The 19471-nt window shown below is 38.6% G+C and carries 21 protein-coding genes and 1 pseudogene; 21 read left to right on the top strand and 1 reads right to left on the bottom strand.

Annotation, left to right across the window (positions count from 1 at the left end; all coding sequences use genetic code 11):
• Positions 1–87: 87 nt before the first annotated feature.
• The 14 genes from CYP26_RS07565 to CYP26_RS07500 all read left to right on the top strand — a co-directional run bounded on the left by CYP26_RS07565 (position 88) and on the right by CYP26_RS07500 (position 10100).
• Complete coding sequence (locus CYP26_RS07565) at positions 88–948, top strand: formate/nitrite transporter family protein (RefSeq protein ID WP_035143519.1); 861 nt, start codon at positions 88–90, stop codon at positions 946–948.
• Positions 949–1194: 246 nt separating this feature from the next.
• Positions 1195–1635 (top strand): isoleucyl-tRNA synthetase, encoded by a 441-nt coding sequence (locus CYP26_RS07560; protein ID WP_103630967.1) that lies wholly within the window; start codon positions 1195–1197, stop codon positions 1633–1635.
• A 49-nt stretch (positions 1636–1684) separates the two neighbouring features.
• Positions 1685–2236 carry a DUF507 family protein gene (locus CYP26_RS07555; protein WP_103630966.1) on the top strand — a complete coding sequence of 184 codons (552 nt, stop codon included), beginning with the start codon at positions 1685–1687 and terminating at the stop codon, positions 2234–2236.
• Positions 2236–3354 (top strand): glutamine-hydrolyzing carbamoyl-phosphate synthase small subunit, encoded by a 1119-nt coding sequence (gene carA / locus CYP26_RS07550; protein WP_103567770.1) that lies wholly within the window; start codon positions 2236–2238, stop codon positions 3352–3354. The genes CYP26_RS07555 and carA overlap by 1 nt, the downstream gene beginning before the upstream one ends.
• A complete protein-coding gene (locus tag CYP26_RS07545; RefSeq protein ID WP_103630965.1) occupies positions 3354–4019 on the top strand; it encodes a sulfite exporter TauE/SafE family protein in 666 nt (221 codons plus the stop codon). Before carA ends, CYP26_RS07545 begins: the two co-directional genes overlap by 1 nt.
• Positions 4012–4752 (top strand): sensor histidine kinase, encoded by a 741-nt coding sequence (locus CYP26_RS07540; protein WP_103630964.1) that lies wholly within the window; start codon positions 4012–4014, stop codon positions 4750–4752. The genes CYP26_RS07545 and CYP26_RS07540 overlap by 8 nt, the downstream gene beginning before the upstream one ends.
• Positions 4745–5428 carry a response regulator transcription factor gene (locus CYP26_RS07535; RefSeq protein WP_103630963.1) on the top strand — a complete coding sequence of 228 codons (684 nt, stop codon included), beginning with the start codon at positions 4745–4747 and terminating at the stop codon, positions 5426–5428. Before CYP26_RS07540 ends, CYP26_RS07535 begins: the two co-directional genes overlap by 8 nt.
• A 92-nt stretch (positions 5429–5520) precedes the next feature.
• Positions 5521–7011: a cytochrome-c oxidase, cbb3-type subunit I gene (gene ccoN, locus CYP26_RS07530; protein WP_103630970.1), complete on the top strand. Its 1491-nt coding sequence runs from the start codon at positions 5521–5523 to the stop codon at positions 7009–7011.
• Positions 7011–7676, top strand: a complete 666-nt coding sequence (gene ccoO / locus CYP26_RS07525; RefSeq protein WP_103630962.1) for a cytochrome-c oxidase, cbb3-type subunit II — start codon at positions 7011–7013, stop codon at positions 7674–7676. Before ccoN ends, ccoO begins: the two co-directional genes overlap by 1 nt.
• A gap of 9 nt (positions 7677–7685) precedes the next feature.
• Positions 7686–7898 carry a cytochrome c oxidase, cbb3-type, CcoQ subunit gene (locus tag CYP26_RS07520; protein WP_002939259.1) on the top strand — a complete coding sequence of 71 codons (213 nt, stop codon included), beginning with the start codon at positions 7686–7688 and terminating at the stop codon, positions 7896–7898.
• Positions 7886–8749 (top strand): cbb3-type cytochrome c oxidase N-terminal domain-containing protein, encoded by an 864-nt coding sequence (locus CYP26_RS07515; protein ID WP_087582960.1) that lies wholly within the window; start codon positions 7886–7888, stop codon positions 8747–8749. The genes CYP26_RS07520 and CYP26_RS07515 overlap by 13 nt, the downstream gene beginning before the upstream one ends.
• Complete coding sequence (locus tag CYP26_RS07510; protein WP_021084770.1) at positions 8749–8961, top strand: DUF4006 family protein; 213 nt, start codon at positions 8749–8751, stop codon at positions 8959–8961. The genes CYP26_RS07515 and CYP26_RS07510 overlap by 1 nt, the downstream gene beginning before the upstream one ends.
• A gap of 106 nt (positions 8962–9067) precedes the next feature.
• Positions 9068–9637, top strand: a complete 570-nt coding sequence (locus CYP26_RS07505) for a hypothetical protein (RefSeq protein WP_103630961.1) — start codon at positions 9068–9070, stop codon at positions 9635–9637.
• Positions 9630–10100, top strand: a complete 471-nt coding sequence (locus CYP26_RS07500; RefSeq protein WP_103630960.1) for a FixH family protein — start codon at positions 9630–9632, stop codon at positions 10098–10100. The genes CYP26_RS07505 and CYP26_RS07500 overlap by 8 nt, the downstream gene beginning before the upstream one ends.
• Positions 10101–10181: 81 nt before the next feature.
• On the opposite strand, the gene CYP26_RS07495 is transcribed toward CYP26_RS07500, so the two are convergent.
• Entirely contained in the window at positions 10182–10769 is a 588-nt protein-coding gene (locus tag CYP26_RS07495; protein WP_103630959.1) for a flavin reductase, read from the bottom strand.
• A 150-nt stretch (positions 10770–10919) separates the two neighbouring features.
• Between CYP26_RS07495 and CYP26_RS07490 the strand changes: the two genes are divergently transcribed.
• The 7 genes and pseudogenes from CYP26_RS07490 to CYP26_RS07460 form a co-directional block, all read left to right on the top strand.
• Entirely contained in the window at positions 10920–13265 is a 2346-nt protein-coding gene (locus CYP26_RS07490; protein WP_103630958.1) for a PD-(D/E)XK nuclease family protein, read from the top strand.
• Positions 13262–16081 (top strand): RecB-like helicase, encoded by a 2820-nt coding sequence (locus CYP26_RS07485; protein ID WP_103630957.1) that lies wholly within the window; start codon positions 13262–13264, stop codon positions 16079–16081. The genes CYP26_RS07490 and CYP26_RS07485 overlap by 4 nt, the downstream gene beginning before the upstream one ends.
• A gap of 80 nt (positions 16082–16161) precedes the next feature.
• Positions 16162–16590, top strand: coding sequence for a 50S ribosomal protein L13 (gene rplM, locus CYP26_RS07480; protein WP_103630956.1), 429 nt, complete (start codon positions 16162–16164; stop codon positions 16588–16590).
• Positions 16591–16592: 2 nt separating this feature from the next.
• Positions 16593–16982 carry a 30S ribosomal protein S9 gene (gene rpsI, locus CYP26_RS07475; protein ID WP_002939337.1) on the top strand — a complete coding sequence of 130 codons (390 nt, stop codon included), beginning with the start codon at positions 16593–16595 and terminating at the stop codon, positions 16980–16982.
• 154 nt (positions 16983–17136) lie between these two features.
• Positions 17137–18150, top strand: coding sequence for an OmpA family protein (locus CYP26_RS07470; protein WP_103630955.1), 1014 nt, complete (start codon positions 17137–17139; stop codon positions 18148–18150).
• Positions 18151–18222: 72 nt separating this feature from the next.
• Positions 18223–18861 carry an HAD family hydrolase gene (locus CYP26_RS07465; protein WP_103630954.1) on the top strand — a complete coding sequence of 213 codons (639 nt, stop codon included), beginning with the start codon at positions 18223–18225 and terminating at the stop codon, positions 18859–18861.
• Positions 18862–19167: 306 nt separating this feature from the next.
• Positions 19168–19455: pseudogene (locus tag CYP26_RS07460) on the top strand (hypothetical protein); the annotation flags it as partial.
• Between the last annotated feature and the right edge of the window lie 16 nt (positions 19456–19471).

Below are 19471 nucleotides of genomic sequence, written 5' to 3'. Positions count from 1 at the left end.
TTTTGACGCTAAAATGTCTATCTTTGGCACTACTTCTTTGCTTTTATTTCTTATAGATCAAAGAAGGTCAAATAAAAAGGAGACGTGATGTTAAATCCGGCAGAAACCGCTCAAGCGGTGTCAAGTTCTATGGAGCATAAAGCTCATACGCCACTTGTAAGCATTATCTTCCTTGCTATTATGGCTGGAGCTGCTATTGCAATGGGTGATATTTTTTGGGCTCACTCAACAGTTGGTATGGCTGAAAAACAGTCTATCGGTCTTTCAAACTTCATCGGTGGTATCACATTTAGTTGCGGCCTCATGATGGTTGTATTTTATGGTGGTCACCTATTTACTAGCTCTATTTTAAGCGGTGTTAGTGCGTATGATGGCAAATTGCCACTTGGCAAAACCATAGGCTACTGGGTAATTGTTTGGATATTTAACTTCGTTGGTGGCGCATTGATCGCTTATATGTACTACTACTCTGGTTTGCCACTAAAATACGACGGCTACATCTTGCAACACTTCGTACCAGCAGCTATTGGCAAGATCACAGCACCATTTCATGAGCTATTTCTTCGTGGTATCTTTTGTAACGTCTTTGTTTGTATGTCTATCTGGACTGCGACAAGCGAGAGCAACCTATCTGGTAAATTCTTTGCCATTATGTGGATGATCGGCGCATTCGTTGCTTGCTCAATGGAACACTGCGTTGCAAATATGTTCATCATCACTGAAGCTATCATCTCTAAAGCTCACTACATAGCAGCAAGCGGTGGCGATATCAACGCTGCAGCAGCTTTACTTCACACTACAGCTGATAAACTAGATGTCATCAACTGGACAAATTTCTTAAGCAAAAACTTGCTTCCAGTTACACTTGGTAACATCTGCGGTGGTCTTTTCTTTGTTGGTCTTGTTGGCTTCATGGCTAATAAATTTGATATGAAGAAAAAAGCTTAAAACCCATTTTAGTCTTTGCTTTTATGGCAAAGGCTAAATTTTAAATTTCTCTTTTTTGCCTTAAAAGTTTCAAAAAAATCTCTTATTTTCCATCTAAAAAATGTCACACTCATCTTAAATTTATCGTTTTAACTCTGTTTTATTTGAAAATTTGTGACATTTTGGAGTTTAAAATATCTTAGTTAATAAATTTAGAGCAATAATAAAGCTAAAATTTAATATAATCCCACGAAAAAAGGAGAGCTTATGAAAATTTTTAATGCATTTTTTACTGGCATTATATTTGTTCTCGCTCCTATTTTTACGCTATTTGTTGGAATTTACAACAACTACTTTTCATTTTATGGCATAAATGAGTATTTCAATGTGATTTTTGTGGATAATGTGCCTTTTTTGTGGCTTTTACCTGTGTTTTTTATATTTGGATATTGTTTCTTTTACGCGCCATTTAGGAAAATTTTTAGAGCCTTTTATCTGCTCTTGCTTGTGCTTTGCGCACTTAGTTGGTATCCTAATCTTGGACGAAGCTTGGGCGAGGCTTATTTTATGAGTAAACCACTTGAGATGGATCTATCTTCAAATTTACAAAGCGAGCAAAAAACAAGCGGCAAAGTCCTTTATGACGGACGAAGAGAAATTTATTTTCTAAGAAGTGACAATGATAAAGTCGTTAAAATTTCAAAGTAAAGTTTTACCTTTATTTAGTTACAATGGCATAAAAATTTAAAGGTTTAAAATGCGTATAAAACTTCCACACGTACCTTATGTCTCACATAAAATAGCAATAGATCTTTTAAACTGTGGTTTTGTAAAGCTAAACAAAGGTATCGAGCCAATCGTAGCAAAAGCAAGTGAAATTTTAGCTACTGACGTTCAAAAAGAAAGAGCTCTGGATGAGCGAGTAAATGAGCTTTTAGAGAAAAACGAGGACGAGATGCAAACTATGCAAATCGACCGCAAAAATATGTTTTGGCTCGTTAAAAAGAAACTTGCTGGCGAATTTGACGTCATTTTAACTCATGAAGATAGATTTAGCAATGTCGCCCACAAGATACTTGAAGCTATCTGGAAGAGCGATTTGGTCGAGTATAACGTATCAGAAAACCGCGTGAAAAATGTCATTTATGGCTCAATAGATGAGTATCTAAAAAGCTATGAGAAGATAGAAGATAGCGTCTATGAGATGATGCAAAACTACAAACGCAAACTTATCCCTGGAACTGACGAATACGACCTGATTTTTGAGCGTTTGTATCAAGATGAGCTTAAAAAAAGAGGAATGCTTTAATGAAAGCTTATATCTACATTGAAAACGGCGTTTTTTTAGAGGCAAAAGCCTTTGGTGCTCACGGCGAGTGCGCAGGCGAGCTCGTTTTTAATACCTCTATGACTGGCTATGAGGAGATCATGAGCGATCCAAGCTATGCTGGTCAGTTTATCGTCTTTACTATGCCAGAGATCGGCATCGTTGGCATAAACGAAGATGATATGGAGAGCCTTAGAATTCACGCAAGTGGCGTCATAATGAGAAGCTACAACGAAATCCCGTCAAACTACCGCTCGCAAAAGTCTTTAGGCAAATTTTTCGAAGAGCAGGGCAAATTTGGCGTTTATGACGTTGATACTAGATACCTAACAAAGATGCTACGAGATGAAGGCGCTTTGATGGCATACATCTCAACGCAGATAAGCGACAAAGATGAGCTAAAACGCAGACTTGAAAGTAGCGGGCGCATAGAAAATATAAACTATGTAAAAACAGTGAGCGCAATGGACGAGTACGAGCATAAAAAAGGTGCTTGGGATAGAAATTTAAAATCATATAAGCCGCTAAAAAGTATCGGCAAAAAGATAGCTGTTTTTGACTTTGGAGTAAAGAGAAATATCCTAAATGAGCTATGCGAAACCGGCCTTGAGGTCATCGTCGTACCACACGATACTAAGGCTGAGGTTTTGATAGAGAAATTTAAAAATGGTGAGATAAACGGGGTATTTTTATCAAATGGCCCAGGTGAGCCAAAGAATTTAAAGGCTGAGATCGCCGAGATCAAAAAGATGATAGAGGCAAGGATCCCGATATTTGGCATCTGCCTTGGTCACCAGCTGCTTTCAAATGCCTTTGGATACGAGACATATAAACTTAAATTTGGTCAGCACGGAGCAAATCATCCAGTCTTAAATTTAGAAACAAAAGCGATCGAGATAACAACACAAAATCACAACTACAACGTACCAGAGAGCATCGCTGAAGTAGCGGTTGTGACACATAGAAATTTGTTTGACAACACGATCGAGGGTGTAAGATACAAGGACTATCCGATCTTCTCGGTACAACATCACCCAGAAGCAAGCAGCGGTCCTAACGAGAGCAAATATATATTTAAGCAGTTTTTAGAAATTTTATAATGCAAGACATAAGCCTCTACACGATCATCGCGGTTGCTTTTATGAGCAGCTTTAGTCATTGTGTTGGCATGTGTAGCGGGTTTTTGGGCTTGCAAGCTCTATTTTTTAAAGGCAAAAGTAAGAGTAAAATTTTAATGCTAAGCACGCTTTATAACATGGCTAGAATCTTTGCTTATGTGGCTTTGGGAGCTTTGTTTGGCGCTTTTGGAGCAGCCATTAGTTTTGGTGTGCAAGCAAGAGGTGTTATATTTTTTATAGTTGGCCTAGTGATCGCATTTATTGGCATCGCACTACTTTTTAGGGGCGAGCTTTTAAAATTTGTAGAAAGTGAAAAAGCACTTAAATTTATAGTAAAAATGGCAAAAACAAGTGTGCAAAAGAGAAATTTAGCAAATTTCTTGCTACTTGGCTTTTTAAATGGCCTGCTTCCTTGTGGCGTGGTCTATTATTTCTTAGCGCTTGGAGTTTTAAGTGCAAACGCAGCCGATGCGTCGCTCATAATGCTTATCTTTGGGCTTTGCACCTTGCCAGCGATGCTGTTAGCTAGTTTTGTTTTTGGTTTGCTAAGAGAGAAATTTAAAGAGATCATGTTTAAGCTCTCAGCTTGCATAATGATCTTAAACGGACTTTATCTATCATTTTTAGGATATAGAGCAAATGCCTAGTTTAAATTTAGATGAAAATTTTCTATCAAGTAGCGAGGGTATGAGACTTGCTAAACTTGCGATGATGGGCGAGATGATGGCAAATATAACTCACCAGTGGAAGCAGCCGCTAAATGAGCTAAGCTTAGTTTTATACAAGATGAAAAAGCTTGCAGGCAGCGAAGATGGCGAATTTATTGGCTCTTATGAAAGGGCTATGCAGATCATAAAGTATATGTCAGAAACTACTGATGAGTTTAGCTCGTTTTTAAACCCAAACACACTTTCGCAAGAATTTAGCCTAGCAGATGCAGCTAGAGCATCGATACAGATCGTAAAAGGCGTGATGAAAAAAGATGGCATTCGTATAGAGCTTGAAGTGCTAGGCGATTCTAAAATTTATGGTCACAAAAACAGACTCATGCAAGTCATTATAAATTTACTAAACAATGCAAAAGACGCACTAAATTTAAAAAAGATAGAAGATAAAAATATAAAAATAAAGATTGATAATGACGAAAAATTTGCTTATCTAAGTGTAGAAGATAATGGCGGTGGTATAGATAAAAATGTGATAGATGAGATATTTAAGCCATATTTTACCACCAAAGAAAATGCCAAAGGCACTGGCTTAGGACTTTATATGTCAAAGCAAATAATCGATCAATTTAACGCAGAAATAACAGCGGGCAACAGCGACAATGGGGCCTGTTTTTTAATAAAGTTACCACACAAAGGAGAGATAGATGAATAAAATTTTAAAGAACCTAACGGTTTTGCTTGTCGAAGATGATAGCGATAGCAAAAAGATCATGCACGATGTGCTAAGTGACAATTTTGAGAAAGTTTTTACTGCTCAAAATGGCGATGAAGGTTTGAAAAAATTTAAAAAATATAATCCGAACATGGTAATTACAGACGCCTTTATGCCAATTAGTGATGGACTTGATATGACAAGATATATCAAAGAAATTTCTAAAGACACACCCGTCATCGTCCTAAGTGCTCATAGCGAAAAAGAGACTTTATTAAAGGCGATCGATGTTGGAGTTGATAAGTATCTTATAAAACCTATCATGGCAGACGATCTTTTAAATACATTAGAAAATGTTGCAAAAAATAAAATAGAAACATCAAATATCATCCAAGTGGCAAACGGATATAGTTTTAACAAAATTAAGCGCGTACTTATCAGAGATGGTGTTGAAATTTCACTTACTAAAAAAGAGCTTGCATTTATTTCACTTTTGATAAAAAGACTTGGTACGCTTGTGCTTCACGATGAGATCAAAAGCGTCGTTTGGGTTGGCGAGAGCGTTACCGAAGCAGCTATTAGAACCTTTGTTAAGCGTGTTAGAGATAAAGTTGGTAATAGTTTTATAAAAAATGTTCCAGGACTTGGTTACAAAATAGATAGAAGAATTTCTTAGTATTAAATAATTTATATTAATTAAGTTTTTTTATAGATTTCTTATCTTAGAATAACAATTCATTAATATAAATTTAACTAGGAGGAGAATTGATGCAACCATCTCAGCTACTACACTATGATTATAGTGTAGCAAAGCTATTTATGTTTGCCACGATACTTTTTGGTATCATAGGCATGGTTATTGGTGTAGTTATAGCCTTTCAAATGGCCTGTCCAGAGCTTAACTACATAGCCGGCGAGTATTCTATATTTGGAAGACTGCGTCCTCTTCATACTAATGGCATCATCTTTGGCTTTATGCTATCTGGCATATTTGCCACTTGGTACTACATCGGACAGCGTGTTTTAAAGGTCTCGATGAGCGAGTCGCCATTTTTAATGTTTATTGGCAAGCTTCACTTTTGGCTATATATGCTCGTTATGGTTTTGGCTGTTGTTACGCTTTTTATAGGCGAGAGCACAGCGAAAGAATACGCCGAGCTTGAGTGGCCACTAGATATCGCAGTGGTTTTGGTTTGGGTACTTTGGGGCGTTAGTATATTTGGCCTCATCGGTATCCGCCGGGAAAAGACACTTTATATCTCAGTTTGGTACTACATCGCTACATTTTTAGGCGTTGCGATGCTATATCTCTTTAATAATATGGAAGTTCCAACAAGACTTGTTAGCGGATATGGCTCATGGCTACACTCTGTCTCTATGTACGCTGGCTCAAACGACGCTTTGGTTCAGTGGTGGTATGGCCACAACGCGGTTGCATTCGTTTTTACAGTGGCTATCATCGCTCAAATTTATTATTTCTTGCCAAAAGAGAGCGGCCAGCCGATATTTTCATATAAATTATCGCTATTTTCATTCTGGGGTTTGATGTTTATCTACCTTTGGGCTGGCGGACACCACCTCATTTACTCTGCTACGCCTGATTGGATGCAGACTATGGGCTCAGTCTTTTCTATCGTTTTGATCCTGCCTTCATGGGGTTCAGCCATAAACATCCTTCTTACGATGAAGGGCGAGTGGGCGCAGCTTAGAGAGAGTCCGCTTATTAAATTTATGGTTCTAGCTTCGACATTTTATATGTTCTCGACACTTGAAGGACCGATACTTTCTATCAAGTCTGTAAATGCCCTAGCACACTTTACCGACTGGGTACCAGGACACGTTCATGACGGCGCTCTTGGCTGGGTTGGCTTTATGATTATGGCGGCACTTTATCACATGACACCACGTGTGTTTAAGCGTGAAATTTACTCAAAGTCGCTAATGGAAGCTCAGTTTTGGATACAAACAACAGGTATCGTTTTATACTTTGCCTCTATGTGGATCGCTGGTATCACACAAGGTATGATGTGGAGAGCGACTGATAGCTACGGAAATTTACTCTACTCGTTTATAGATACGGTAGTCGTGCTTATCCCATACTACTATATAAGGGCTATTGGCGGACTTCTTTATCTAGTTGGCTTCTTGATGTTTGCTTATAACATCTACAAATCAACTTCTGCTAAAGCTATCTTAGCAGAGCCAAAAAGCGCTTCGCCAATGGGCGGCGTGGCAAAAGCTAGTGCGGAGGTGATGTGATGTTTGCTTGGTTAGAAAAAAATCCATTCTTTTTTGCGGTTTGCGTATTTGTCGTCATCGCTTACGCTGGCATAGTTGAAATTTTGCCAGACTTTGCAAACAGAGCTAGACCGCTTGAGGGCACAAAACCTTACACCGTTTTAGAGTTAGCTGGCAAAAACATCTATATGCAAAATGGCTGCAACACTTGCCACTCTCAAATGATCCGTCCGTTTAAAGCTGAGACTGATAGATACGGCATGTACTCGCTAAGTGGCGAGTTTGCATACGATCGTCCGCACCTTTGGGGTTCAAAAAGAACGGGACCAGATCTTATGCGTGTGGGCAACTATAGAACGACTGACTGGCATGAAAATCACATGCTAAATCCAGCCTCAGTAGTGCCAGGCTCGATCATGCCAGCATATCCGTTCTTGTTTAAGAAAAATGCTGATATAGAGACTGCTTACGCTGAAGCGCTAACGGTTAAAAAGGTTTTTAATACGCCTTATGACGAAAAAGATATGCCAGCACTTGGCACGCTAGAGCAGACAAATGCTAACGTCAAGGCCGAGGCTGCGGCTATCGTTGAAAATATGAAAGATGAGCAGGTAAAAAGTGCGTTTGAAAAAGGTGAAATTCGCCAGATCGTAGCACTGATCGCTTATCTAAATAGCCTAAAGTAGGAGCGTAAGATGGAGAACATTAGAGAGTTTCAAGCTTATGGCTATTTTTTCTTGACAGCATTTTTGGCGATCACTTTGTATGCCTACTTTTTTCATCTTTATAAGAGCGAAAAAACTGGCAGAAGAAACTACGAGAAGTACTCAAAACTAGCGCTTAACGATGAGATCGGTGGCGAAATTTTAGAGCGTAAGGCTACAAAGGAGAGCGTATGCAATGGCTAAATTTAGAAGATAATGTAAATTTACTAGCTCTTATAGGAGCGGCTCTAATCATCGTACTTACCATCGTTGTAGCTGGCAGGTATGTGGGGCAGATGAAGGTTAAAAAAGATGAGAGCGTTGAGCTTAGCGAGCACAACTGGGACGGCATAGGTGAGTACAAAAACCCTGTCCCACTTGGCTGGGCGGTCGTCTTTTTGCTAGCGCTAGTTTGGGCGGTTTGGTACTATTTGCTAGGCTATCCTTTAAATTCTTACTCACAAATCGGCGAGTATAATAAAGAGGTTAAGGAAGCAAATGCTAAATTTGAAAAAGAGTATGCAAATCCAAGCAAAGAGACGCTTCACGCTATGGGTGAGAGCATATATCTCGTGCAGTGCTCAGCATGTCACGGCATCACAGGCGATGGCATAGGCGGCAAGGCTGCAAATTTACAAATTTGGGGCAGCGAAAAAGGCATAGTTGAGACTATACTAAATGGCTCAAAAGGACTTGATTATCCAATGGGCGAGATGCCAGCAGGCTTAGCCGACGCTGATGGTGCAAAGGCGATCGCAGCTTACGTAGCTAAAGAGATAAGCGCGATAAAAAGCACTAAAAATGAAAATTTAGTAGCCACTGGCAAAGAGCTTTATGCTGCATGTGCGTCGTGCCACGGCGAAGATGGCAAGGGCATGGATGGCATGTCGGTCGATCTTAGCAAATATGGCTCGGCTAGTTTTGTGGCTGATGTGCTAAATCGCGGCAAAAAAGGAGCGATCGGCACTATGCCTAAATTTAATGATGGCAGGCTAAATGAGATCCAGCAAAGCGCAGTTGGCGAGTACGTCATATCGCTATCAAAGGGCGAATAATGGAAAATAAAAATAGAAATATCTTTGCCTTAAACGGCATTAGCGGGTTTTTAATAGCGGTGGTGCTTTTGCTCTCTATCCTAGCGGTGCTTACATACGTTGGCATCGGCTTGCAAAAAGAGGTCGCAACCAAGCCTTACTCACTAAAAGATGCAGCTAGCATCGAGATGAAGAGCGTAGATAACGCTAAACACGTCATTGTAAAGGAGTAGCGATGCTAGGCATAATAGAAAAAGCCATTATCCTGCTAATAGTCGTCGCAGGCGCCATTTGTGCCTGGTCAGTACTTACGCCAAATCACTTATTTGTAGGTTAAGCTTGAAGAAATTTGCACTCATTTTTATCATTTTGCTCTGGCAAAATTTGGCTTGGGGTGCAAATTTTGTTATCAATGATGATGGAATTTTAAGCCAAAAAGTGAGCCAAAAACTAAATGAGATCGGCAGCGAACTTTATCAAAAAAGCGGCATAAATTTAGTGGTTGGCGTATATAAAGATGGCGAGCTAGATGCGCTTTTTAAAGAGCAAAATTTAAGCTCGCCTTTTGTCTTTTTAGCGCTCATAAAAGATAAGCAAAAGGTTGAAATTTTTAGCGATACAAACACTTCACAGCTCTTTAACAAGGAGCAAATTTTAAGTGTAAATCCAGAATCAGGCACAATCATCCCTATTTTGGTCTCAAAAAATGGCAAAGATGTCTATAATGCCGCCATCTTAAATGGCTACGCTGATATCGCCGAGCAGATCGCTGAGGACTTAAATTTAAAGCTAGAAAGCAGTATCGGCAGCTCAAACAAAACGACCTTAAATTTCTTGCGAATTTTTATCTACGGCTTGATCGCATTTTTCGTTCTCATCATCTTTTATAAAAAGGTAAAAAATGGCTAAAAAGAGCTTTTGGCCTTATGGCATCGTGCTTAGTATAGTGGCTATCATCTTAGCTTGCGCCGCAACCATCGTTGTTGCGATCAACAACCCAGTCGAGATGGATAGTGCTTATATGCAAAGTCACCAAAGCGTCGATGAAAACATCACTTTTATAAAAGAGAGTGAGGCGAGATTTGATGAGAAATTTGAGCTTAAATTCGAGCCAGAATTTAAAGGCTTGCAGGGCAAATTTAAATTTCTTTTAACGCCAAAAAACGGCGAAATTTCAAGTCTTAGCTATGAAATTTTACTCACTCGCCCACAAACAAACAAAGACAACAAGACATTAAACGCTTCATGGCAAGAAAATGAGCTTATAAGTGAGAGCGTTAGCCTAAAAGAGGGCAGGTGGCAGCTACTTTTAAGGCTTAGCGACAAGCAATATACGAGATATTATAAATTTGATTTTAATGCCATAAAGTAAGTTAAATTTGCATCTAAAGTCACTTTTGCAAAGTCAAAATCAAATTTAAATTTTTACTTTCTAGCCAGCCAAAACACTTACTCAAACCTCTTTAAAACCAAAATTTAAGCCCAAACACTTGCCAGTTGCAACGTATTCTTTAAATTTATAGATTAGAGGCGAGTATTTTTTAGTATCTAGCTTTTCGTCTTTTAACAAATTTTCATCCACAAATATGCCAACTATCTTGCAAGTAACGATGCAAAACCACTCTTTTATCTCGCACTTTTCTACAAGCGTTTCTATCTGTATCTTGCACTCTTTTATGCGCGCGCTTTTTACCTTTATGCCAGGCTCTTTGTGTAAATTTGCCACCTTAAATTTATCGCTTTCGTAGCTATAACCAAGGGCTCTTTTCTCCTCTGGCACGTCCTCATCGCCTGTTAGTTTTTCTATCTTTTTTATAGCTTCAAGCAAGCTCTCATCGCATAAATTTAGCGTGATGTCTGAGCCATTTTGGATATTTTTATAGCCCTTGTTATCAACTCCGATACCAAGCACCACGCTATCTCCTAGCGTCCAAGAGGATGAAAGCACGGTGATATCATCTCGCCCTTTTTGATCTTTTGTAGTGGCAAGCAGGACAGGAAAGCCGTAGTAAAAGCCAGATCTGTTTAACTCTTTATGCATTTTTGCTCCTTTTTGAGATTGTATCCCCTAGCGCTTTAAGGCTTAAATTTTTAAAGAATTTAGAAAAATTTTCAAAGCTTGCCTTAAGTGAGAAAAAGCGCTCTTTTATCAGCTTTTGGCTATCATTTTTTAAAAATTTAAGAGAGTAAAATGCGCAATCTAAATCAACTTTTCGTCTTTACAAACTCGCGTAAGATCAGGGAATTTAACGCTGGTTTTAATGACGAGCTAATCCCAAAAAGTCTAAGCATCGCAGAGTTTTATAAAAATGTCGTTTTTGTAAATGGCCGCTTTGAGTGCGATAGCACCTACGCTTTGGTGCTTATGAACAGAGCCTGTGCCAGCGTCAAAGAGGCAAACTCGGTGCTTAAAATTCCAACTGAATTTTTTGAGTTTTTGAAAAATAACGACTATCTTTTTTCGTTTTTTAAAGAGCTTGCTATCAGCAAAAAGAGCATTGCTGAGATAAAATTTAACGACATTTATGCTGATTTTGAGGAGCATCTAAGCATACTTGAAGCGGTTTTAAAAGAGTATGAGAGCTTGCTTGACAAAGAAGATCTTTATGATGATATAACCTTGCCAAAAATTTACTCCATAAATGAAGCCTATATAAGAAGTTTTAGTGAAATTTCACTGCACATTGATGGCATTTTAAGTGAGTTTGAGTGGGAAATTTTAGAAAAAATCTCAAAACTAACAACGCTAAAAATTATCTTTCAAACTAGCGTTTTTAACAAAAAACTTATCGATAAGATAAGGCAAATTTCAGCCATTAGCGAGTTTGAAAACTATAAAAAATATGAGCTAAATTTAAATACAAACGAGCTAACTTGCCTAGAAAATATCACAAAATTTGAGCCAGTTTTAGTAAGAGAATTTGCCACAAGAAGCTTGCAGTGCGCTTACGCTATGGCAAAGGCGAGTGAGTTTGTGCTTGATGGCATAAAGCCTGAAAACATCGCTGTCATCTTGCCAGATGAGAGCTTTAGCGAGATTTTAAGGCTTCATGATAGTGCTAAAATTTTTAACTACGCCATGGGCGAGAGCTTTAAAAATACAAAATTTTATGAAGCACTTTACTACATCACAAGAGCTATCAACGAAGAAGCAAGCCCAGTTTTTGATCAAAGCAAGTGTGAGAGCTACGAGGAGCTTGGCTTTATTTTAAGCACGCTTGGTGTTAGCGAGCAGCTTTTTGAGAAATTTAAGGCTGGCTATTTTGAGCTGTGCGAATTTGCTAAATTTAAAGAGCTAATAGATGAGCTTTTGGTGCTTGAAAATGAGCCAAGATGCGAAGAGAAGCTCGCACTTGAGCTTTTTAGGATGGAGAATTTATGCAGGTATTTTAGCTTTAGCTTAAAGCAGCTAAGTGAAATTTTCTTGCTAAATATCTCGCGCCTAAGCATCGATGACGTGGGCGGTGGAAAGATCAGCGTCATGGGCATGCTAGAGAGCCGCGGGATGAAATTTGATGGCGTCATTATAGTTGATTTTAACGACAACTTCATCCCAGCAAGAAGTGCAAATGAGATGTTTTTAAACTCAAAAGTGAGGCAAAAAGCTGGGCTTATAAGCTATATTGAGCGTGAAAATTTGCAGAGATTTTACTACGAAAGCCTCATAAATAACGCTAAAAAAGTGGCGATAAGCTGCTGTGTAAATGAGGAGAGCATACCTTCAAGATTTTTAAAAAATTTCAAAACGATAAAAGATGAGAAATTTAGCGATGAGGCCTATTTGAAGCTATTTTTAAAGGGAGAGGCGAGCTTAAATTTAAAGGATGATGAGATCATTTTAGAGCATGATTTTTTCACAAACCCACTCTCGTTTTCGACGCTAAATTTATTTCTAACCTGCCCAAGAAAATACTACTACACAAAAATAGCTCACATAGATGCGCCAAAAGTTATAGCAAATGATCTTGGCACAAAGCAAGGAAATAGCGTTCATAGCGCACTTTTTGAGTATTACACGAGCGAATTTTATAAGCAAAATAACACCTTTGATCTAGCCGTTTTTAAAGAGATGCTAGCAAAGCAAAATCTTACGCCACTTGAGTTTGAAATTTGGACGCATAAATTTAAAGAGTATGAAATTTATGAAAACGAGCGTTTAAGGGCTGGTTTTAGAGTGCTTGAGTGCGAAAAAGAGGTGCAAAGCGAGTTTTGCGGCGTACAGATAAAGGGATTTATCGATAGGATCGATGCGGACGCAAACGGCGACGTGCTTATACTTGATTATAAAACGGGCGAAGCAAATGTAAATTCGCTCCAGCTTGCCTTTTACGAGGCGCTTTACGGCGGAGAGGTGCGAAGTGCTTACTATGCCCTAAAAAACGAGCCTAGCTTAGTTAGCTCGAAAAAAAGCGTAGAGGATCTAAACGGCGAGATAGAAAAGCTAAAAGGCATAAACAAAACCAAGATAAATTTTGAGAGAAAGAGCGGTGCTTGCGCATTTTGCGAATACGCTACACTTTGTAGGAGAGAGTTATGAAAAATTTTTTAGCCCTAAAAGCAAGCGCTGGAAGCGGTAAAACCTTTGCGCTAAGCGTTCGTTACATCGCTTTGGTGCTTCGAGGTGAAAATATAAACGAGATCGTCGCTCTAACTTTTACAAAAAAAGCAGCAAACGAGATGAAAGAGCGCATAATCGCCACTTTTTTGGACTTGCAAAACAAAAAAGGCGAGCTTGAAGCGGTGTGCGCGGAGCTTAGTATAAGCCAAGACGAGGCGATAAAAAGGCGAGATGAGAGGCTTGGCGTCTTTTTGCAAAGTGAGCTAAAAATTTATACATTTGATGCGTTTTTCTCTGGGATTTTAAAGAAATTTAGCCAAAATTTAGGCATTAGCCCTGATTACAGCGTGCAAGATAGCTTGCAAGATCTGGCGTGGAAAAAATTTGTAAAAGAGGCGAGCAAGGATAAAAAGCTTCTTAGCGAGCTAGCCTTGATGATGATCATCTCAAGCCAAAAGGAGGCTAGCTTTTCGCAGACTTTGGCGAAATTTTATGAGAGCTTTGGCGGCGAGCTAAAAGATAGTGGCGCAAGCTATCCAGATGATAGCAAGGTAAGGGCGGCGCAAAGGGCGTTAAATGAGCATATAGCCTTGCAAAATGGCGCTAGCGATGTGGCTAAAAAGACATTTGGCGAGCAAAATTTATTTGAGCTATTTAAGGGTAAAGTTTTTGCTAGAGAAAGCCTAGACTACCGCACTTTTAGCAAAATTTACACCCCAGAGCTTGATAGGCTTTTTTGTGAGCTAAAAGAGGCAGCGAAAAACTACATTTTAGAGGTCGAAAAGTATAGGCTAAGTGGCTTTAGCAAGCTATTAAAGCTTTATAAGGCTTCAAATTTAGAGCTAAACAAAGAGATAAATGCGCTAAGTTTTGCTGATATAAACAAGCTGGTTTTTAAGCTTTTGGTGCAAAGCTTAGATAAAGAGGCGCTTTATTTTAGGCTTGATGGCAGGATAAATCACCTCTTGGTCGATGAGTTTCAAGATACAAACGTGATCCAGTATGAGATCATCTTGCCGCTCATCGCTGAAATCGTCTCTGGATACGGACAAAACGGGCTTGGAAGCTTCTTTTACGTGGGTGATACGAAGCAGAGCATCTATAAATTTAGAGGCGGCAAAAAGGAGCTTTTTGACAAGCTTGGAGATGATTTTAGCCAGATAGATATAGAAAATTTGCCAAGCAACTACCGCAGTTTAAAGGCTTTGGTGAAATTTAATAACGCCATTTTTGAAGAAATTTATCATAGATATGGGCTTAGTTTTGAGCCGCAAAAGCCAGCTAAAAAAGATGAGGCGCTAAGCTACGAGGTAAGCGGCGAGTGTGCATACTTTGAAGTAGAAAAAGATGACTACGGCTACTTGCGTGTGCTAAGCGATGAAGATATCGCAGGTGCGGTCGTTTCGCAAGCAAGTGAGCTTTTAAAAGCTGGCGTAAATGCAAGCGAGATAACCGTGCTTTGCTGGAAAAATAGCGACATCAGCCTCATCTCAGAAGTGCTTAGCAGCGAGGGGATAAAAAGCGTCAATGAAGGCACTTTGGAGCTAAAAAGAACGCCGCTTGTTGCAGCGATCATCGAGTATGCGAAATTTTGCCTTTTTAAAGAAGAAATTTATGAGAAAAATGTAAAAGCACTGGTAAATGCAAGCGTCAAAAAACTAAACATAAAGCCAGAAGTGAGCGCGACAAATAGCCTATTTTACCTAGCTAAAAATTTAGGCATAAGCATGGCAGACGTTGATATCTTGAGGCTGTTTGAGCTAAGCGCGGGGTATAAAAATTTAAGTGATTTTATATTTAACCTTGAAAACTTTAGCTCTAAAATCAGTCCAAAAAGTAGCGACGGCGTGAGAGTGATGACCGTGCATAAGTCAAAGGGGCTAGAATTCGCTCACGTCATAGTTTGCGATATGATGGGCAAGGGCAGGGGTGATGACTCAAATTTCATAACCGAATACAGCGAAAAAGGAGAGTGGATCGTAAAGAGTAAAATTTCAGGCAGAGAGAATTTTGATAGCGACTATGCAAGCGTTTTAGAGCAGATGAAAGAGCTTGAAAAGCAAGAAAATATCAATAAAATTTACGTCGCTTTCACAAGAGCCACAAAGTCGCTCATCATCATCAAGCAAGCCGTCCCAAGCGGAAGTAGCCCAAGCTTTTTCTCGTTTTACACAAAAAGCGACAAGAGCGAAGCAAACGACTATCTTGATCTAAAAGAGTTTAGTTTTGGCAAAATTTTACCTAGCAAGAGCGAGCAAAAAGAGGCAAAAAAAGATGAAAAAATGCCTGAAATTTTAAAGATAGAGAAGCAAGAGGTTGAGGCAAGAGAGCAAAAGACGAGTGGGAAAAATTTAAGCGCGATATATTTTGGCCTTGCGTTTCACTATCTGCTTGAGATGAGCGAGAAATTTGATGAGAGCTCGCTTTTTGAGGCTAAAAATTTGATGCTAAATAAATTTCATAAATTTTTGCCACTTGAAGTCCTTGAAGATGCCCTTACTAGGGCAAAAATGCTTATAAGTGAGCCAAAATTTATAGAGTGCATAAAGGGCAAAGAAATTTACAAAGAGCAGCCATTTAAAGTAAAAAATGAGTTAAAACAGATGGATCTTTTTTGCTTTAATGAGCGTGAAATTTGCGTGATTGATTATAAAACGACAGATAAAAATATAGAAGAGAACAAAAAACAGGTAAAAGAGTATAAAGATGCGCTCGCTAAATTTTATGAAAAACATAGTATAATCGCCGTCATCTTCTATGCACTTGAAGGCAAAATTTCATATATTGAAGTTTAAAAGCTACTTAATTTAAGCTTTATTAAAGCATTGTTTAAATACAATCACAACTCAAAAATTAACTTGGCAAAGGTAAGAAAATGACAAAAATAACAAAGCCAAACGAAGTTAAGCGAGACTGGATCGTAGTTGATGCAGCTGGTAAGCGCTTTGGTAGATTGCTAACTGAGGTAGCAACTATACTTCGTGGCAAAAACAAACCATGCTTCACGCCAAACGTAGATTGTGGCGACTATGTTATCATCGTAAATGCTTCTAAAGTAGAATTTACTGGTAATAACAAAGCTGAAGATAAACTTTATCACAGACACTCAGGATATTTTGGTAGCGTAAAGAGCGAGAAATTTGGCGATTTGATAGCAAATAAGCCAGAAAAACTATTTAAATTAGCTGTTCGTGGCATGCTTCCAAAGACAAAACTTGGAAGAGAGATGATAAAAAAACTAAAAGTTTATGCTGGCAGTGAGCATCCTCATACGGCACAAATAGCTAAAAAAGAAGGAAAATAATTATGGCAAAAGTTTATGCAACTGGTAAAAGAAAAACTGCCGTAGCAAAGGTTTGGATAAAGTCTGGAAGCGGTAAAATCGTAGTAAATGGTATGGATCTTAACACTTGGCTTGGCGGTCACGAGGCTATCAAGCTTAAAGTTATTCAACCACTTTTAGTAACAAAACAAGAGAGTTTAATAGACGTGGTAGCTACAACTTTAGGTGGCGGTTATTCAGCACAAGCTGAGGCTTTAAGACACGGCATTTCACGTGCTTTAGCTGACATGGATGCTGATTTTAGAGCAGCTCTTAAACCAAAAGGCTTGCTAACTAGAGATTCTCGTGTTGTTGAACGTAAGAAATTTGGTAGAAGAAAGGCTAGAAGAAGCCCACAATTCTCTAAACGTTAATGGTTTTTTGCAAGTGCTTTTGCATTTGCAAAATTTAGGTTATGTAAATTTCAGATTTACATTAAGAATTTGGTTATAATTTAAAGTTGATTTATTTTTATTTAGGTAAAATTATAGTCAACATTAAAAATCCCTATTTGAAAGGAATTCTATTATGAAAAAGATTGCTTTAGCTATGGTTGCCGCAACAGCGGTTTTTGCGTCTAACGCAGCATACAACTATGAGATCACTCCAACTATCGGCGGTGTTCATCCAGAAGGAAATCTACGTGTAAAAGACCACAACTTTGTTGGTATTAGAGCGGCTAGAAACCTTGAAGATTTCTTCTTTGATCAAGTTGAGCTTGGTGTTGATTACACTCAAAAAATTAAAGAGAGAACAGGTGACGTTGTAAGACACGGTAGAGCACTTAGATATCACGCAAACCTTGTAAAAGATATCGTTGACTTTGGACCAGTTAGCCTATATGGTTTAATCGGTGCTGGTTATGAAGATATACCAAACGCTTTTGTTAAAAATAAAGATGGCGGCTTTGGTCAATATGGTCTTGGTTTAAGATACCAAGTAACTGATAGATTTGCTCTTAAAGCAGAGGCAAGAGACGCTATCAAATTTGAGCACGCTGATCACAACCTATTCTATTCACTAGGCTTTGGCATCGGTCTCGATTCAAAAGCAGCTCCAGTTGTAGCAGCAGCTCCAGCAGCTCCAGCAGCAGCTCCGGCTCCAGTTCTTGATGATGACAATGACGGTGTGCCAAACGATATCGATCAATGCCCTAACACTCCAGCTGGCGTAGTTGTTGATGAAAGAGGATGTGAGAAAGTTATCGTTCTTAGAGATCTAGATGTTAACTTCGCATTTGATAGCTACAAAGTTGGACCAAAATATGCAGCTGAGATCAAAAAAGTAGCTGACTTTATGGGTGAGCACCCAGATTATAAAGTTGTACTTGCTGGTCACACTGATAGCGTAGGTGCAGAAGCTTACAACCAAAAACTATCTGAGAAAAGAGCAAAAGCAGTGGCTGAGGTTCTTGCTGGTTACGGCGTAGAAAAAGCTAAAATTTCTACAGTTGGTTACGGCGAACTTAAACCAATCGCTACAAACAAAACTAAAGAAGGTCGCGCTCAAAACAGACGTGTTGAAGCTACTTTCAACAAATAATTTTACTATTTAAAATTACTTCTTTAGGGCTTGGCTTCGGCTAAGCCCTTTTTTATTTCTGCGGAGAATATCATGAAAAAAACTATACTTTTTGACTTAGACGGCACACTTATAGATTCTACTTCTGCTATTTTAAAAGGTTTTGATGCGGCGTTTTTAGTTCATGACAAGAAAGAGCCTGATCATGTTGCACTAAAATCTCTAGTAGGATATCCGCTTGAAATAATGTTTGAAAAACTTGGTGCTAAGAAGAATTTAATAGGTGAATACGTAAAAGAATATAAAGCTTGCTACGAGAAGATCTATTTAGATGAGACCGTGCTTTTACCGCGTGCTATGGACGCTTTAAAAGAAGCTGGCACATTTGCTGATGTTGGTGTTGTTACGACAAAGACATCAAAATTTTCTATCATTTTGTTAGAGCATTTAGGCGTTATGAAATTTATAAAAACGGTTGTCGGACGAGATGATGTAGTAAAGCCAAAACCAGATCCAGAACCTATAAATTTGGCTTTAAAGAGACTAGACAAAGAAAAAGATAATGCCTTTATGGTTGGCGATACCATCATGGATCTAAGGGCCGCCAAAGCTGCTCTTATAACTGGCGTTGGCCTTACATGCGGATATGGCAAAGTCTCTGATTTAAAGCAGTTTAGCGAGCATATATTTGCAAATCCACTTGAGGCTGTTAGCTTTATCAAGGAAGCTTAATAGTGAAAGTTTATTAAAGCTCTTGAGTCTGATACTATTTAAACATAAATTTATTCATAAATTTTTTGTTTTTACTTATTACAAAATGCTTTAGATGGATTAAAAAGAATTTTATAATTTTATATCAAAAATACCTGCTACTATATTGATTAATCTAGATAATCCTTTTTTAGTTAATTCTGTATTTGATTTGCTCTTTTAGATAAATTTGCTAGCAAAATATGCCAACTAATATGCTCGTATTAGATTTGTTAGGTAGAGATTTTGTAGGCATTGAAAAAGAGCCGGAATTTATATACATAGCACTTAATCGAAGCTGGCGTCGAAGCTGAGTTTGTCTATAAGATAAGCGAGGGCAGACCAAACGTAGAAGATAGGCTTAAAAACGGCGACATCGCACTTGTTATCAACACAAGCGATACAAAATCAAGCGTAGATGATGGCAAAAAGATCCGCCAAAATGTACTTAGATTTAAGATCCCTTACTTCACAACGATCCGTGCAGCACTTGCAGCTGCCAAGTCGTTAAGCACAGTTCAAACTGGCAAAGCACTTGAGGTAAAAAGCTTGCAAGAGTATCTAAGCGAGAAATAATAAATTTAGTGGCAGT

The organism is Campylobacter concisus (genome assembly GCF_002913225.1).
In the GTDB taxonomy this organism is placed as follows: domain Bacteria; phylum Campylobacterota; class Campylobacteria; order Campylobacterales; family Campylobacteraceae; genus Campylobacter_A; species Campylobacter_A concisus_J.
The sequence above is the reverse complement of the archived record's forward strand: the minus strand, read 5'-3'. Positions and strand labels throughout refer to the sequence as shown.